Below are 16,256 nucleotides of genomic sequence, written 5' to 3' on the forward strand. Positions count from 1 at the left end.
GCAGGCTCCCGCGGGAGGTGAAGAGGACTGGCCGGCACTCCGGTGCAGGTGACGGGCACGGTGCTGACGACGCGCCGGGTCGACGCCTACCATGCCCTCACCGTGGTGGCGCCCGGCATCGCCGAGCGCTACCGGCCCGGCCACTTCGTGTCCGTCGCCGTCGGCGGGGCCCACACGTCCATGGTGACGCGGCGGGCCTTCTCCATCCACGACGTCAAGCCCGACTACGGCGGCACGGTGGAGCTCGTCTTCACCGTGCGTGGCCCCGGCACCGCGTGGCTGGCCGAGCGCAGGGCGCGTGACACGATCGACCTCGTCGGGCCGCTAGGACGGCCCTTCCCGCTGCCGCGCGACCCGGTCCACTGCGTGCTGGTCGGTTCCGAGTACGGCTCCGCGGTGCTGTTCCCGGTGGCCGACCAGCTCATCGAACGCGGCTGCCGCGTCGACTTCGTGCTGGGCGGCGCCAGCGCGGACCGGGTGTTCGGCGCCATGCGGGCCAGGCGGATGGCCCAGACCACCACACTCACCACCGAGGACGGCTCGCTCGGGCTGCGCGGCCGGGTGACCGACGCGCTGCCCGCGGTGATCGCCGACACGCGGGCCGACGTGGTCTACGCGTGCGCGCCCATGGAGACACTGCGGGCGGTCACGGCGGTGGCGATGGAGTTCGACATCCCGGTGCAGGTGGCGGTGGAAGAGGCGATGGCCTGCGGGATCGGGGTCTGCATGACGTGCGTGCTGCCGGTCATCGGCGACGACGGCGTGACCCGGATGGTGCGGGCCTGCGCCGAGGGGCCGGTGTTCCGGGGGGAGCGGGTGCGGTTCGAGGATGTGGGGACGATCCCGTTCGACGCGCTGGGGGCGCCCGGGGGCCAGGGCGGTGCGCGCCATGCGGGCTGACACTGACTGCCCGCGCTTTTTCTGCCGCGTCCTGCGCGATCTGGCGGCTGTCTCTCTGCGGCGCCCGGGTCCCGCTCCTCTGCGGCGCCTGCGTTCCGCTTCTCCACGGCGTCTGCGTCCCGCGCGATCTGGTGGCTGTTTCTCTGCGTTGTCTGCGGTTTCTCTGCGGCGGGTGGGCTGACGTGTCGGTAGATATGCGGACATTTCTGGCGCATGTGGAGCTCGCCAACCCCATCACCACCGCCGCCGGCTGCGCCGCCTCGGGCCGCGAGCTGGCCCAGTTCTTCGACCTCCACCGCCTGGGCGCCCTGACCACCAGCTCGATCACCATGGCCCCCCGCGCCGGCCGCCCCACCCCCCGGATGGCCGAGACCCCCTCGGGCATGCTCAACGCCGTCGGCCTCCAGGGCCCCGGCATCGACGCCTTCCTCGAACGCGAGCTGCCCTGGCTGGCCCAGCGCGGCATCAGGACCATCGTCTCGATCGGCGGCGGCACCGTGGCCGAGTACTCGGCGCTGGCCCGCAGACTGGCCGACGCGCCCGGCGTCACCGCCCTGGAGGTGAACCTGTCCTGCCCGAACATCGAGGACCGCGGCCGGGTCTTCGCCCGCGAGGGCAGCGCCGCCGCCGAGGTGATCGCGTCGGTGCGCTCCATCATGCGGTACGACGTCCCGGTGGTCGCCAAGCTGGCGCCCGACGTGGCCGACATCGTGGCGGTCGCCCGCGCCTGCGTGGACGCCGGAGCCGACGCGCTGTCCATGATCAACAACCCGCTCGGGATGGCCATCGACACCGAGGCGCTGCGGCCCTCGCTCGCGGCCGTGACCGGCGGGCTGTCGGGACCGGCCATCCTGCCTCTTGCCGTACGGTGCGTGTGGCAGGTGCACGCCGCCCTGCCCGGGGTGCCGCTGATCGGCGTCGGCGGCGTGACGACCGGCAGGGACGCCTTCCAGCTCATCCTGGCGGGCGCCTGCGCGGTCGGGGTGGGGACGGCGCTGTTCCACGACCCCTACGCGTGCCTGCGCATCGAGCGAGAGCTTGAGGACCTGCTGCGGGCACGCGGCTTCCAGCGGCTGGCCGACGCGGTCGGCCTGGCCCACCGTCCGCCGGGGAGCGCCCCCCGGCACCTGCTCGTCGACTCCGAGGAGAGCTCCCTTTGACGCCCGCACCCATCGCCGTCGCCCTCGACGCCCCCGACCTGGAGACCGCCGCCAGGTGGGCCGCCCTGGTGACCCCGCACGTCACCACGGTGAAGATCGGGCTGGAGCTCTATCTGCGCTACGGCCCCGACGTGATCGCCTCGATCCGGGGCGCGAGCGGCGTACAGGTCTTCCTGGACCTCAAGCTGCACGACATCCCGAACACGGTCGCGGCGGCGGCCAGGGCGGTCGCCCGGCTGCGCCCGGCCATCCTCACGGTCCACGCGGCCGGCGGCCCCGCGATGATCCGCGCGGCCGTCGAGGCGGCCCCGGACACCCAGATCGCGGCGGTCACGGTGCTGACGTCGCTCTCGGAGGCCGACCTGAGCCGCATCGGGCTCGCCGGCCCCGCCTCGGACGCGGTCCGCCGCCTGGCCGTCCTGTCGGTCGAGTCGGGCGCCACGGCCCTGGTGTGCTCGCCGCACGAGGTCGTCGACCTGCGCTCGGAGGTCGGGCCGGAGATCACCCTCATCACACCCGGCGTACGCCCGGCCGGGGCGGACAGCCAGGACCAGGCGCGGGTGGCGACGCCGGAGCAGGCATTGGCGGACGGCGCCGATCTCCTGGTCATCGGCCGCCCGATCACCGCCTCCCCGGACCCGGGCGCCACGGCCGCCGCCATCGCATCCTCTTTGCGGCGCACGACCCCCTTCTGAGGGGGTTCGCGCTCCCAAGGGTCGTTCCGTGTTCCTGATGGGCCTTCGTGCGTGGCCCATCGTGACGTGGCATCGGTGTGCAGCGGTAAAGCCAGGCACGGCTCGGCCCACCGTACGGCGGACCGGTCGGTCGGGCCCCTGTGTGGCGGGCGGATGTGCCGGGAGAACAGCCGTCGTCACCCGGCCGTGGTGGGACCGCTCCCATGGGCACACGTACGGCGGGTGGCCGTGTACGCACGGTGAGCGCCTCCCCGGAGGGACGCCGACCCCAGAACGGCGTCCCACGGCGACCGTACACGATCGTGAGGACACCCCCGCAGGGCATACGGATGCCCACCTCGGGCGGGGTTTCGGACGTAAACCCGCGCACGTTTCGGACACCGCTCCCTGACGGGTGGGTGATCATCATCGTACCCCCACGGCGCTTCCTGTGTGTAAGGAAGAAGCGGGAAGTGGGGGCGATTTGATCAGCACTCTGTAGTTTTACATACACGGAGAGTGATGAAGTGGATTTTGTGAGGAGAGAAACCGCCATTGACGTTGCTTAGGGGGCGATGACCAGCTAGTTTCCCTTCCCGTCCGAGTACATCGACAGAAATTCGAGGTGACCCGGCGTGGCTCTTCCTCCCCTGACCCCTGAGCAGCGCGCCGCAGCCCTGCAAAAGGCTGCCAAGGCCCGTAAAGAGCGTGCCGAGGTCAAGAACCGGCTCAAGCATGGCGCGGTTTCTCTGGCTGAGGTGCTCAAGGATGGGCAGACCGACGACGTCATCGGCAAGATGAAGGTGTCGGCCTTGTTGGAATCGCTCCCAGGCGTGGGCAAAGTCCGCGCCAAGCAGCTCATGGAGCGGCTTGCCATCGCCGAGTCCCGCCGCGTGCGGGGTCTCGGTGCGAACCAGAGGGCATCCCTCGAGCGCGAGTTCGGTGGCAACGAGAGCTAATCTCGGTTCCACACGAAAGCGCAGGTTCAACGGGGGGTAGGAAGTGACCGACAGGTCCAGGTCCGGCAGTGTTTGGGCCCATGAGGCAGTCGGATCTGGAACGAGGGTCGGCGACTTCCTCCCCTCGAGCGAGCGGCGCCTGACGGTCCTGTCCGGACCGTCGGGCGTCGGTAAGTCAACGGTCGTCGCCGAGATTCGGCGGGCACACCCCGAGGTGTGGCTGTCGGTCTCGGTGACAACCAGGAAGCCCCGGCCCGGTGAGGTGCACGGGCTCCACTACTTCTTCGCCGACGACGAGGAGTTCGACCGGCTCGTGGAGTCGGGTGAGCTGCTCGAGTGGGCGGAGTTCGCGGGCAACAGGTACGGCACGCCGCGCGCCCCGGTGCTCGACCGGCTCGCCGCGGGCATGCCCACGCTGCTCGAGATCGACCTCGAAGGCGCCAGGCAGGTGCGGCAGAGCATGCCGGAGGCCCTGCTGGTGTTCCTGGCCCCGCCCTCCTGGGAGGAGCTGGAGAAGCGGCTGCGCGGCCGCGGCACCGAGCCGGAGGACGTCATCGCCCGCCGCCTTGAGGCCGGCCACGTCGAGATGGCGGCCGAGAAGGAATTCGACCTCACGCTGGTGAACACAAGTGTCAAAGAGGTGTGCCGCCGGCTGATAGCCTTGATGACTGACCCTCAGGGGGTCATCAAAACCACCAACCGAGAGGTCTGACAATCGTGGCAGGAATTGCCCCGGTCGCAGAGGGCATCACCAACCCGCCGATCGACGCGCTGCTCGACATCGTCGACAGCAAGTATTCCCTGGTGATCATGGGTGCCAAGCGCGCCCGCCAGATCAACGCCTACTACTCCCAGCTCGGCGAGGGCCTGCTCGAATACGTCGGGCCGCTGGTCGAGACGCACGCGCAGGAGAAGCCGCTGTCCATCGCGCTGCGCGAGGTGGCCGAGGGCCTGCTCAACGCCGAGCCCATCGAAGGCGCGGTCTGACCCGCTAAATGAAGAGGGTCGTCCTGGGCGTCAGCGGGGGCATCGCCGCGTACAAGGCGTGTGAGCTGTTGCGCCTGTTCACCGAGTCCGGGCACGAGGTGCGGGTGGTTCCGACCCGCGACGCCCTGCGGTTCGTGGGCGAGCCCACCTGGGCGGCGCTGTCCGGCAACCCGGTGACGACCGATGTGTGGGAAGACGTTCACGAGGTGCCCCACGTACGGATCGGCCAGCGGGCCGACCTCGTCGTGGTGGCGCCCGCGACCGCCGACGTGCTCGCCAAGGCCGCTCACGGCCTGGCCGGCGACCTGCTCACCAACACGCTGCTGACCGCGCGCTGCCCGGTGGTGTTCGCGCCCGCGATGCACACCGAGATGTGGCAGCACCCCGCCACCCGGGCCAACGTCTCGACGCTGCGCGAGCGGGGCTCCGTGGTGATCGATCCCGCGGTCGGGCGCCTCACCGGCGCCGACACCGGGCCCGGGCGGCTGCCCGATCCCGCCGAGATCTTCCAGATCTGCCTGCGCGTACTGGCCGGCCGCCCGCGCGACCTGACCGGGCGGCGGGTCGTCGTCTCGGCCGGCGGTACGCGTGAAGCCATCGATCCGGTCCGCTACCTGGGCAACCGGTCCTCCGGGCTGCAGGGGTACGCCCTGGCCCGCACGGCCGTCGCCCGCGGGGCCCAGGTGACGCTGGTGGCCGCCAACGTGTCCCTGCCCGATCCGGCCGGAGCCGCCGTGGTGCGGGTGGAGTCGGCGGCCGAACTGCGCGAGGCGGTGCTGACCGCCTCGGCCGCCGCCGACGTGGTGGTGATGGCGGCGGCCGTGGCCGACTTCCGGCCCGCCGCGCGGCAGGACTCCAAGATCAAGAAGACCGAGGGCGACCCCGAGCCCCTCTATCTGGTGAAAAATCCCGACATCCTGGCCGAACTGGGCGAACGCCGACGCGCCGCAGGATCGCCTCCCGAGGTGGCCGCAGTGCCACCCTCCGAGGTGGCGGCCGGGTCGGATTCGGTTGCGGCCGTCGGGCCGGAGTCCGAGGTGGTCGCCGCTCGTCATCCCGAGGTGATCGTCGGGTTCGCGGCCGAGACCGACGACGTGCTCGCCAACGGGCAGGCCAAGCTCGCCCGTAAGGGCTGCGACCTGCTCGTCGTCAACCAGGTCGGCCCCGACCTGGCCTTCGGCACGCCCGACAACGCGGCGACCGTGCTGGTCGCGGGCGGCGAGCCGGTGGAGATCCCCCGCGGTCCCAAGGACGACGTCGCCGACGCCGTCTGGGATCAGGTCGCCAAGCTGTTGCGGCATCCCCGAACGCCTGCCGATACTTAAGACAAAGGGGGCAAAAGGGGGCGGGGAATGCCGGTGAGTTCCACTGTCAGAGATCGATGCAGAACGTTGCTCGGCGATCAGGGGGAGATCCGCTACGTATTCCCCGCGCTGTCCCTGGGCCCGTCGGGTACGGGCAACTTCCTGATCGTGGTCACCGACACGGCCATCTCCGTCCTCGCCACCCGGATGCTCCGGAGCGACCGCCCGGTCTCCGTCCACGCGACGTTCCCCCGCCACACCAGGCTCGGGCCGATCATGCAGGCTTCCGGGCCGGTGATCGAGCTGGGCGTGATGGCGTTCGAGTTCGAGGAGGAGTACGCCGCCGTGGTCGCCGCCGCCGACGCGGAGATCTTCGCGCCGGAGACGCTGCCCCCCGACCCCCTGCCCGACCTGTGAACGACCCGTTTCGCGACATGCCCGTGGGTAGGGCTAGACTTCGGCGAGGCACTGGCCGGGGTGTACAGTCGCCGGAGCCCGCACGTCCGTCAGCAGCCGCTGCATGAGGAGCCACTGAGTTGTCACGTCGCCTGTTCACCTCCGAGTCGGTCACCGAAGGCCACCCGGACAAGATCGCCGACCAGATCAGTGACGCGATTCTCGACACCATGCTCAAGGACGACCCCAAGAGCCGGGTCGCCGTCGAGACGATGATCACTACCGGCCAGGTCCATGTCGCAGGCGAGGTCACGACCGAGACCTACGTCGACATTCCCGGCGTCATCCGGGAGAAGATCCTGGAAATCGGCTACGACGCCTCCCACAAGGGCTTCGACGGCGCCTCCTGTGGCGTGTCGGTGTCCATCGGGGCGCAGTCGCCCGACATCGCCCAGGGCGTCGACGACGCCTACGAGCACCGGGTCGACGGCGACATCGACGAGCTCGACCGCCAGGGCGCGGGCGACCAGGGCCTGATGTTCGGCTACGCGTGCCGCGAGACGCCCGAGCTGATGCCGCTGCCGATCACGCTCGCGCACCGGCTGGCCCAGCGCCTGTCCGAGGTGCGCAAGTCCGGCACCGTCCCCTACCTGCGGCCCGACGGCAAGACCCAGGTCACCATCGAGTACGACGGCGACCAGCCGGTCCGTCTCGACACCGTGGTCGTCTCCACGCAGCACGCTGCCGAGATCGACCTCAAGGAGATGCTGACGCCCGACATCAAGGAGCACGTGGTCGACCCCGTGCTCGCGGGCCTCGACATCGACATCGAGGGCTACCGCCTGCTGGTCAACCCGACCGGCCGCTTCGAGATCGGCGGCCCGATGGGCGACGCCGGCCTCACCGGTCGCAAGATCATCATCGACACCTACGGCGGCATGGCCCGCCACGGTGGCGGCGCCTTCTCCGGCAAGGACCCGTCCAAGGTCGACCGCTCGGCCGCCTACGCGATGCGCTGGGTCGCCAAGAACGTCGTGGCCGCCGGGCTCGCCGACCGCTGCGAGGTCCAGGTCGCCTACGCCATCGGCAAGGCCCAGCCGGTCGGCCTGTTCGTCGAGTGCTTCGGCACCGAGAAGCTGCCGGTCGAGAAGATCCAGGCCGCCGTGCTCCAGGTGTTCGACCTGCGCCCGGCCGCGATCATCCGCGACCTCGACCTGCTGCGCCCGATCTACTCGGAGACCGCCGCTTACGGCCACTTCGGCCGTGAGGGCTTCTCCTGGGAGTCGACCGACCGCGCCGAGACCCTGAGGTCCGCCGCCGGTCTGTGACCGTTCCCGTCAGATGCCGCACCCCGGCTTCGGGGTGCGGCATCTGCGTGTTCACGGCCGGTCGGGCGGGGGCCCGTTCTCTGAGGGAGGCCGTGGAGACGTACCGTGGTCTCCTTGGATCTTCCGGAAACTGGGGAATGGATCATGCCATGGCGTGCCACGGCGACCAGCTTCGTGGGTCGCCGTCAGGAGGTCGCTGACGTCCGGCGGATGCTCCAGCGCAGCCGCCTCGTCACCGTCACCGGCATCGCCGGGGTGGGCAAGACCCGCGTGGCCGTACGGGCTGCGCAGTTCATGCGGCGGGCCTTCACCGACGGCAGCCGGTTCGTCGAGCTGGCCGGGCACACCGACCCCGAGTCCCTCGAGGAGGTCATCGCCCAGAGCCTCGACGTCACCGGTGACCTGACCGCGCAGCTGTCGCGCCGCCGCCTGCTCCTGGTGCTCGACACCTGCGAACACCTGACCGCCGCCTGCTCCGCCCTCGTACAGTCGCTGCTGCGCGCCGCCCCCGGCCTGCACGTGCTGGCCACGAGCCGGCAGGCGCTGCGCGTCCCCGGCGGGCACGCGGTCATCGTCCGGCCGCTGGCCGTACCAGGTGGCGAGTCGGCGCCCGCCGACGTGGCGCGCGTCGAGTCGGTGTCGCTCCTCCTCGACCGGGTCGCGGCCGTCGACCCCGGCGTTGATCCCGGCTTCGAGCTCACCGAGCGGAACGCGGCCTCCGTCGCCGAACTCTGCCGCCGCCTGGAGGGCATTCCGCTGGCGATCGAGCTGGCCGCCGCCCACGTCCGCCGGTCGCCCGTGGACGAGCTGCTCGCGCGGATGGACGCGTACGGCGACCCGCTCGGCCGCCCGGACCCGCTCGGCCGCCCGGACCTGGACCGGCACCCTGACCCGAGCGGCCGCTCGGACTCGCTCGGCCGCCCGGACTCGGACGGGCAGCCGGTGGCGTCGGACGACAACGGGCGGCGGGCCACATATCCCGTGGACGTGGGTGGGCAGCGGGCCAGGAACGTGGCAGATGCGGGCAGACGGCTCAGGCCCTCAGCGGACGCCCGGGGGTTTCGGGGGAGCGACTCAGCGGACGTGCGCGGGCCGCAGGGGAGCCATCCAGCGGAGACGGGCGGCCCTTGGGGGAGACGTTCGCCGGACGCGGGTACGCACCGGGGCGGAGACGTGACCACGCGGGCCGTGATCGCGTGGAGCCACGGGCTCTGCTCGCCCGAGGAGCGCCTGCTGTGGGAGCGGCTGAGCGTGTTCGCGGGGACGTTCGAGCGGGCGGCGGCCGAGAAGGTCTGCGCCGGCGGTCCGCTGCCCGCCGCGCGGCTCCGCGCCATGCTGGCGGTGCTGGTCGAGAAGGCGATCGTGACCAGGGAGCAGGACGAGGGGCGGGCGGCGTACCGCATGCCCGACAGCGTGCGCGAGTTCGCCGCGGCTCGCCTGGCGGGCAGCGGCGAGCGGGAACGCCTGCGGGCACGCCACCGCGAGCACTACTACACGCTCGCCGAAGCGGTGGGCCGTGACCGGGGTGAGGCGATTGTCCGGGTCAGGGATGAGTGGGCCGATCTGCGGGCCGCGCTCGAGTCCTTCGCCGCCGACCCGGCCGCCCGCGAGCGCGGGCTGCGGATGGGTCTGCGGCTGGGCCGGCTGTGGACGTTCGGGGGCATGGCCGGGTACGGGCGCCGCTACCTGGAACGCCTGCTGCCCATCACCTCCTGCCCCGATCCGGTACGGCTCGACGCCCTGCTCCTGCTCGCGCACCTGGCGGCCGGCAGCGGAGACCTGGGCGCGGCCCGTAAGGCGCTGGAGGAGGCCGAGGCACCCGCGGCCCAGCTGGGCCCGCGCGGCGCCCTCCACCTCGCCAAGGCGCGCGGCACGGTGAGCCTCTGCGCGGGCGACCTGACCGCGGCCGAACGCCACCTGACCCGGTGCGTCGACGGCCTGCCGCCCGACGGTGGCGTCCATCCGCTCGATGCCACCGTCGAACTGGGCCTCACCCTGCTGCTCGCCGGCCGTACCGGCGAGGCGGAGGAGGTTCTCGCCAAGGCCGGCACGCTCGGCCGGGAAGCGGGCCACGCCGCCACCGCCGCCTGGACGGAGCTCGCGCTCGCCCTGGCGCGGCGGACGGCCGGACAGTACGCGGAGGCGGACACCCTGGCCAGGACGGCACTGCGGACGCAGGTGTCGCTGCACATGACGTTCGGGCGGGCGCTCTGCGTCGAGCTCCTCGGCCGGCTCGCCGCCGACCAGGGCCGGCCCGCCCGCGCCGCCCGGTTACTGAGCGCGGCGCAACGGTTGTGGGGGTACGAGGTGAGCCCCCTACTCGGCGCGCCGATCCTCGCCGCCGAGCGCGACAGCCACCTCAGGGAACTACGTGAGACCCTCGGCCGGCAGCACGGCAAGGCCGTCGCCGAGGGCCGGGCCATGTCGGAGGAAGAGGTGATCTCCGACGCGCTCGCCCCGAGCGTCACGCCTCCTGCCCCGGCCGTACCGTTCTGGGCGCCGCTCACCCCGCGCGAGGCGGACGTCGCCGAGCTGGTCGCCGCCGGGCTGACCAACCGGCTGATCGCGCAGCGGCTGGTCGTCGCCCGGCGCACGGTGGACTCTCACATGGAGAACATCCTCGCCAAACTCGGATTCTCCGGGCGGAGTCAGGTCGCCGCATGGGTGATCGGGCGGCGGCAGCGCGAGCAAGGCTGAGCCCCGTCCGCGGCTTGGGGACCGAGCAGCAGTGGGGCTGGGGACCGGGCAGGCGTGAGGCTGGGGACCAGGCAGGCGTGAGGCTTGGGGGCGGGCAGGCGTGGGGCTGGGGTCCGACAAGCGTGCGGGCGTTACGGGTGGTCCGGGTCTGGTAGACGTAATGCGTGACCGACTCCAACGCCCTCCTGCCGCTCGACGCCGTGCGGAGGGTGGAGCCGTCCAAGCCCGGTAAGGGGGCGCCGGTTCCCGCTCCTTCGCGGCCGGTGGCCCGGGTGGCGGTCGACAATCCGCTGCCGCACCTCGACCGGCCGTTCGACTACCTGGTGCCGGCGACGATGCACGAGACGGCCGAGCCGGGGGTGCGGGTGCGGGTGCGGTTCGCCGGTCAGCTGGTGGACGGGTTCGTGCTCGAACGGGTCGAGGAGAGCGAGCACGCGGGCAAGCTCACCGCCCTCGAACGGGTCGTGTCGGGCGAGCGGGTGCTGACCGGGGAGATCGCGGGCCTGGCCAGGGCGGTCGCCGACCGCTACGCGGGCACGCTCGCCGACGTCCTGCGCCTGGCCATCCCGCCCCGCCACGCCAGGGCGGAAGCGACCCCCCCGAGTCCCGCCGAAACGACCGCCGCGCCGCCCGAACCGGTTCCCGGTACGCCTGGTGACGCGGCCTGGGACGACTACCCGATGGGGCCGTCGTTCCTCGACGCGCTGCGCAACGGCCGGGCGCCCCGGGCCGTGTGGTCGGCCCTGCCGGGGGCCAAGGGCTGGGCCGGGGCGGTGGCCGAGGCGGTCCGCGCGACGCTCGACGGCGGGCGGGGCGCGGTCGTCGTGGTGCCCGACGGCAAGGACGTGGCGCTGGCCGACGCCGAGCTCACCCGGGTGCTCGGTGACGGGCGGCACGTGGCGCTCACCGCCGACCTGGGCCCGGCCGAACGCTACCGGCGCTGGCTGCGCGTCCTGAGAGGGCAGGTACGGGCGGTCGTGGGCACCCGGGCCGCCGTGTTCGCCCCCGTGGCCGCGCTCGGTCTGGTGGCCATCTGGGACGACGGTGACGACCTTCACGCCGAACGGCTGGCCCCCTACCCGCACGCCCGCGAAGTCCTCGCGCTACGAGCCCATCGCACGGGCGCGGCCATGCTGATCGGTGGTTACACGCGTACTGCCGAGGCCACGCAGCTCATCGCCAGCCGCTGGGCCAGGCCGATCGTCGCCGCCCGCGCCACGATCAGAAGCCTCGCCCCCCGCGTACATCCCGCCGGAGAGGACGCCGAACTCGCCAAGGACCAGGCCGCGCGCCAGGCCCGGCTGCCCAGCCTGGCCTGGCGCGCGCTGCGCCAAGGGCTGGAGTCCGGTCCGGTGCTGGTCCAGGTGCCCCGGCGCGGCTACCTGCCCGCACTGGCCTGCCAGAACTGCCGCGCCCCCGCCCGTTGCGCGCTCCCGCCCACCCGCCTCAGCGCGGCTCCAGGAGCCGAGGCGAGCGAGCCGTATGCCGACATACCCGGCCTGGCCATGGCGGCGACGGCCGGCCGCGGGACGAAGCAGAGCGGGCTGAGACTCGAAAGTGAGCCCAGTTCCGCGGGGCCCTCGTCGTGTCATGGCCCGCTCGGCCTGCGAGGCGGTCACTCCGCCCCCTACTGCCGCTGGTGCGGTCGGGTGGACGCCGGCTGGCGCTGCCCGAACTGCGGTGGCCACCGGCTGCGGGCGGTCGTCGTGGGCGCCCGCCGTACCGCCGAGGAGCTGGGCCGGGCCTTCCCCTCGGTCCCGGTACGCACCTCCGGACGCGACGGCGTGCTGGCCACCGTGCCCGCCACCCGGGCCCTGGTCGTCGCCACACCCGGCGCCGAGCCGGTGGCGGAGGGCGGCTACGCGGCGGCCGTGCTGCTGGACGCGTGGGCGCTGCTCGGCCGGCCGGACCTGCGGGCCGCCGAGGAGGCGCTGCGCCGCTGGACGAACGCCGCCGCCCTGCTCCGGCCCGGCGCCGAGGTGGTGGTGCTCGGCGACGCCGCGCTGCCGGTCGTACAGGCGCTGCTGCGCTGGGACCCGATCACCCACGCCGAGCGTGAGCTGGCCGAACGCGCCGAGCTGGGCTTCCCGCCCGCCGTACGGATGGCGACGCTCACGGGCAGCGCCGCCGCGGTCCGGCAGATGCTCGACGAGACGCGCCTGCCCGACGGCGCCCAGGTGCTCGGCCCCGTGCCGGTGGACGAGGCGGGCAGGGAACGCGCCATGATCCGCGTCCCGCGCGGCGGCGGCGCCGCGCTGGCCGCCGCGCTCAAAGGGGCCAGTGGGGTACGTGCGGCCCGTAAGGCACCTGATGTCGTACGGGTGAGTGTCGACCCGCTCGACCTGATTTAAGCGGTTTCCCCGATTCGCTCATCTGTAAGCCAGCCGTTAGCGTGCCCCTGTGTCGATCGAATGGGTGAACCAGGCCATCGACGACCTCCGTGCCTGGGGGCGCGCGCGGGGCGTCGTGGTGGACGCGGACGAAATCCGCTTGCTCTGCGACTACGCCAGCGACTATCTCAACGTCAACGAGCTGGGCGACTTCACTCCCGCGACCTTCGACGAGCTGCTGCTGTCCATCTACCCTCGCAAGGTCATCGCACCGCCGGAGAGCGCGCCGGAGACCGTGGCCGCCGCCCGTACCCTCGTCGATTTCCTGCAGCAGGCCGGCGCGGTCGGCGAGGAGACCGCGGCGGCGATGCGCGAGGAGCTGGCCGGCATCGAGCCGAAGATGCCCGTGGCGCTCGCCGACACGGCCAACTTCGGCATGGCCAAGAGCCTGTTCAGCTCCATCGGTCCCGAGTCGCTGGAGCAGTCGGTCGCGATCCCCTCGGGCGAGCTGCCCGACCTGGGGGAGGCGCCCTGCGACTGCCCGGGGTGCGCGCCGCTGCCGGCCGTACGACTGGCGGAGCCCGACGCGCTCGTGGCCGAGCTGGCGAACGTGCCGCTCCTGGCGGGGAACGCCGGACCGTACCAAGATCTGGAAGAGGAGCTGCGGCGCGACGTCGGCGACGACCCGCTCCAGGCGTGGGCCGAGATCGTCGCCCACATCGTCGAACGCGACACCCGCGGCACGGTCACCGGCTCGGCCGAGCTCGACGAGGAGCTCTACGACCTGTTCGACATGCTCTACCGGCTGCGGGCGCCCGTGCCCATCACTGTGATCGGCGACTACCTGGAGGAGGTCGCGGACGCGGGCGGCGCCGAGCTGGGCACGGTGCTCGACCGGCTGGCCTGGTGCGGCATGGTCGCGGTCGAGGGCGAGGCCGCCGGGCTCACCCCGCTGGCCGTGTGGGGGCTGCGCGAGCACTACCTGGCGCTCGGCCTCGACGCCCCGCAGGCCGGTGACCTGGCCGAGGCCGACGCGACCGGGCTGATCGAGGGCCTGCTCGACGGCATGCCCACCGAGCTGGCCGAAGAGGACATCAGCCGGTGGCTGGCCGGCCGCAGCCCGGTCACGGCGGCGGCCGAGCTGCTCGCCGCCGCCTCCGGCGCCCCCGCCGTGGCGCGCGGCATCGCGGTGACCATCGTCGACCGGCTGGGCGCCGAGGCGGAGCCCGAGGTACGCGCCTGCCTGGAGGACCAGGAGCTGCGCCCGCACGCCATCCACTGGCTGACCGCCCGAGGGCTGGCCGCCCCGCAGCTCAGCCAGGAGGAGCTGCTGTGGGTCAGCATCGACATGCTCGCCCTGGCGCTGCCCGCCGCCGAAGAGGCCCCCGAGATCTTCGCCGAGAACATGGCCGCCTCCGGCCCGCCCGCCCACCTCATCGAAGAGATGTGGCGCGTGGACCACCCCGACGTCGTAGAGGTGCTGGAGCTGCTCGGACGCTCGCTGCCCGACGGTACGGTGGCCAAGGCGGCCCGCAAGGCCGCCTTCAAAGCGCGCTCCCGAGCCATCCGTTGAGTACGCTCATGTGACTCGTGTGCAGTAAGTTTCGTGGGGTGGCAAACAACGTCTTCGACCTCGCCGAGCTGCGTAAGCTGATCGATGAGCAGTCCGCCGTGCCCCCACGGCCACCCGAGGAGACTCCCGTGGCGGAGCAAGAGGCGTTGACGTTCCCACCTGTGCTGCTGGCGCCCGACGCCGAGCTGGCCGGAATCGTGCCCACGGTGCCACTCGTCGCCGACGCCATCCGGCTCATGAAGTGGACCGGCACCCGCGAGGTCACCCCGGAAGGGCTGCCGGTCGCGGCCGACGCCCACGCCGCCGCCGCCGAGCTGGGCCTCGACGCCGCCCGGCTCCGCCTCGTCTGGATCGTCGCCGTCAACACCGGGCTGCTCCAGATCGCCGGCGGGCGCGCTTCGCGAGGGCCGCTGCCCGAGCGGCTTTCGGTCGAGGCGACGCTGGAGTTCTGGGACGGCGTGGTCATGGACGTGCTCGACCGCGCCGACGAGGGCCTGACCGGCTCGGCCGTCGTCGACGAGCACCTGGCGGAGATGCTGGCCACGGTCTACTCCGTACGTTCCGGCGTCGCGATCGCCAACCTCGCCCGGGGCATCCTGCAGTCGCACGAGGTCGCCTGCGAGCCCGGCGCCATCGAGATGCGCAGACTGGCCGCCTCGCTGCCCGCCGAGCTGCTCGACGCGCTGGCGCTGCTGGCCTACTGCGGCCTGGTCGAGCAGACCGCGGCCGGCCGCACCGCGCTCACCCCGCTCGGTGTCTGGGCCGTACGCAGGGACCTGCTGCGCGAGGGGCATGACGCGCCGACGACGGCCGAGGTCGAGGTGTTCGCCGACCTGTCCGCCGCCGAGCTGGTCGAGGCCCTGGTCAAGGGTGCCGCCACACAGAGCGCGGTGGCCGGCTGGCTGGAGCGCCGCCCGCCCGCGCAGGCCGCGCACGATCTCATCGAGATCGCGGCGGAGGGCACCGCGGGGCAGCGCGGCGCCGTGGGCGCCATCCTGGAGGAGCTCGGGCCCGAGGCCGAGGCCCCCGTCCGCGAGGCGCTCGAGCTGCCGCTGATGCGCCGCTACGCCGCGTCCTGGCTGCACATCCGGGACCTCGACGCCCCCACGCTCAGCCCCGACGACCACACCTGGATCGCGGTCGACTCGCTGGCCGCCCTCATGCACCTGTCCGGCCCCGCCGCGGGCCGGCTGGACCCCGAACCGGGCGAGGACCTGATCCGGCTCGTCGGCCAGATGCCCGCCGTAGGCCACCCGGACACGATCGCGGTGCTCGACATGCTCGCCGCCGCGCACGACGACAAGGCCGTGGTCAAGGCAGCCCGCAAAGCCGCGATGAAGGCCCGATCGCTGGCGCACACTAAACTGGGCTGACCCACTGACGAAACGGAGTGACCCTTTGGCGATCCAGTCGATCCGCCTGTTCGGAGACCCGGTGCTGACCACCGCGGCGGCACCGGTCGTCGACTTCGACAAGGAGCTCCGCAAGCTGGTCAAAGACCTCACCGACACGATGATGGACGCCCCCGGCGCCGGGCTCGCGGCCCCGCAGATCGGCGTCGGGTTGCGGGTGTTCACCTACTACGTCGACGAGCAGCTCGGCCATCTGATCAACCCCGATCTCGACCTGTCCGCCGACATCGACGAGGAGGGCGAGGAGGGCTGCCTGTCCTTCCCCGGCCTGTCGTTCCCGACGCCGCGGGCCATCCGCGCCGTCGCCAAGGGTTTCGACATGTACGGCGAGCCGGTCACGCTGGAGGGCACCGACCTGATGGCCCGCTGCTTCCAGCACGAGACCGACCACCTCGACGGCATCCTGTTCATCGACCGGATGGACCCCAAGCAGCGCAAGCTCGCGATGAAGGCCGTCCGCGAGGCGGAGTGGAGCGGGCTGTCCGTCCCCATGGTCAAGTTCTCCCCGCACACCACGGGCGGGAAGGCACTCTGAC

The 16,256-nt window shown here is 72.5% G+C and carries 14 protein-coding genes; all 14 read left to right on the top strand.

Annotation, left to right across the window (positions count from 1 at the left end; genetic code table 11):
* Window positions 1-42 precede the first annotated feature (42 nt).
* The 14 genes from AB0C30_RS18940 to def all read left to right on the top strand — a co-directional run bounded on the left by AB0C30_RS18940 (window position 43) and on the right by def (window position 16,255).
* Window positions 43-900 (top strand): dihydroorotate dehydrogenase electron transfer subunit, encoded by an 858-nt coding sequence (locus tag AB0C30_RS18940; protein ID WP_225298671.1) that lies wholly within the window; start codon window positions 43-45, stop codon window positions 898-900.
* A gap of 194 nt (window positions 901-1,094) precedes the next feature.
* The gene (locus tag AB0C30_RS18945; protein WP_357639719.1) at window positions 1,095-2,060 is read left to right on the top strand and encodes a dihydroorotate dehydrogenase; all 966 of its coding nucleotides are present in this window, start codon (window positions 1,095-1,097) and stop codon (window positions 2,058-2,060) included.
* A complete protein-coding gene (gene pyrF / locus AB0C30_RS18950; RefSeq protein ID WP_357945259.1) occupies window positions 2,057-2,755 on the top strand; it encodes an orotidine-5'-phosphate decarboxylase in 699 nt (232 codons plus the stop codon). The genes AB0C30_RS18945 and pyrF overlap by 4 nt, the downstream gene beginning before the upstream one ends.
* Window positions 2,756-3,369: 614 nt before the next feature.
* The gene (gene mihF / locus AB0C30_RS18955) at window positions 3,370-3,693 is read left to right on the top strand and encodes an integration host factor, actinobacterial type (protein WP_214637712.1); all 324 of its coding nucleotides are present in this window, start codon (window positions 3,370-3,372) and stop codon (window positions 3,691-3,693) included.
* Between the two features lie 139 nt (window positions 3,694-3,832).
* The gene (gene gmk / locus AB0C30_RS18960; RefSeq protein WP_357946341.1) at window positions 3,833-4,405 is read left to right on the top strand and encodes a guanylate kinase; all 573 of its coding nucleotides are present in this window, start codon (window positions 3,833-3,835) and stop codon (window positions 4,403-4,405) included.
* Between the two features lie 5 nt (window positions 4,406-4,410).
* Window positions 4,411-4,680 carry a DNA-directed RNA polymerase subunit omega gene (rpoZ, locus tag AB0C30_RS18965; RefSeq protein ID WP_214637710.1) on the top strand — a complete coding sequence of 90 codons (270 nt, stop codon included), beginning with the start codon at window positions 4,411-4,413 and terminating at the stop codon, window positions 4,678-4,680.
* A gap of 8 nt (window positions 4,681-4,688) precedes the next feature.
* The gene (coaBC, locus tag AB0C30_RS18970; RefSeq protein WP_357945263.1) at window positions 4,689-6,005 is read left to right on the top strand and encodes a bifunctional phosphopantothenoylcysteine decarboxylase/phosphopantothenate--cysteine ligase CoaBC; all 1,317 of its coding nucleotides are present in this window, start codon (window positions 4,689-4,691) and stop codon (window positions 6,003-6,005) included.
* Window positions 6,006-6,071: 66 nt separating this feature from the next.
* Window positions 6,072-6,401 carry a hypothetical protein gene (locus AB0C30_RS18975; protein ID WP_357945266.1) on the top strand — a complete coding sequence of 110 codons (330 nt, stop codon included), beginning with the start codon at window positions 6,072-6,074 and terminating at the stop codon, window positions 6,399-6,401.
* 119 nt (window positions 6,402-6,520) lie between these two features.
* Window positions 6,521-7,708, top strand: a complete 1,188-nt coding sequence (gene metK / locus AB0C30_RS18980) for a methionine adenosyltransferase (protein ID WP_219532887.1) — start codon at window positions 6,521-6,523, stop codon at window positions 7,706-7,708.
* A gap of 144 nt (window positions 7,709-7,852) precedes the next feature.
* Entirely contained in the window at window positions 7,853-10,405 is a 2,553-nt protein-coding gene (locus AB0C30_RS18985) for a LuxR C-terminal-related transcriptional regulator (protein WP_357945269.1), read from the top strand.
* Between the two features lie 164 nt (window positions 10,406-10,569).
* Window positions 10,570-12,756 (top strand): primosomal protein N', encoded by a 2,187-nt coding sequence (locus AB0C30_RS18990; RefSeq protein WP_357945272.1) that lies wholly within the window; start codon window positions 10,570-10,572, stop codon window positions 12,754-12,756.
* Window positions 12,757-12,805: 49 nt separating this feature from the next.
* Window positions 12,806-14,308, top strand: a complete 1,503-nt coding sequence (locus AB0C30_RS18995; protein WP_357945274.1) for a hypothetical protein — start codon at window positions 12,806-12,808, stop codon at window positions 14,306-14,308.
* A 38-nt stretch (window positions 14,309-14,346) separates the two neighbouring features.
* A complete protein-coding gene (locus AB0C30_RS19000) occupies window positions 14,347-15,681 on the top strand; it encodes a hypothetical protein (RefSeq protein WP_357945277.1) in 1,335 nt (444 codons plus the stop codon).
* A gap of 25 nt (window positions 15,682-15,706) precedes the next feature.
* Window positions 15,707-16,255, top strand: coding sequence for a peptide deformylase (def, locus tag AB0C30_RS19005; RefSeq protein ID WP_357945280.1), 549 nt, complete (start codon window positions 15,707-15,709; stop codon window positions 16,253-16,255).
* Window position 16,256 lies beyond the last annotated feature (1 nt).

It is taken from the genome of Nonomuraea sp. NPDC048901 (assembly GCF_040649695.1).
GTDB lineage: Bacteria > Actinomycetota > Actinomycetes > Streptosporangiales > Streptosporangiaceae > Nonomuraea.